This window comes from Paenibacillus sp. GbtcB18 (genome assembly GCF_019091125.1).
GTDB classification, from domain to species: domain Bacteria; phylum Bacillota; class Bacilli; order Paenibacillales; family NBRC-103111; genus Paenibacillus_F; species Paenibacillus_F chitinolyticus.
The window spans coordinates 1-237 of record NZ_JAGXJX010000841.1 but is presented as its reverse complement, the minus strand read 5'-3'; the positions used below and the strand labels follow the sequence as shown (position 1 = coordinate 237).

The 237-nt window shown below is 78.1% G+C and carries 1 pseudogene; it reads left to right on the top strand.

Features of this window, described 5'->3' with window-relative positions:
- A pseudogene (locus KVT34_RS31100) lies at positions 1-232 on the top strand (hypothetical protein); the annotation flags it as partial.
- Positions 233-237 lie beyond the last annotated feature (5 nt).

Sequence of the window (237 nt, the reverse complement as noted above, 5' to 3'; positions counted from 1 at the left end):
GCGGATCGGCCAGATGCGCCCCGGCGAGACGATGCTCGCCCAAGCGGAGGAAGCGGCCCGCCCGGAAGGTGCGCGCGAGGGGGGGCGCCGCGCCTGCCGCTACGCGCTGGGGCGTCTGCCCGCCGAGCAGATCGCCGCTTTTGCCTCGCAGAAAACCCGGCAGGCGGCGGGAAAAATGGCCCCGGGGGGGGCCGTCGGGCTGGGGGGGGGAGGGGGGGGGGCGCCCGGCTGAGAGGG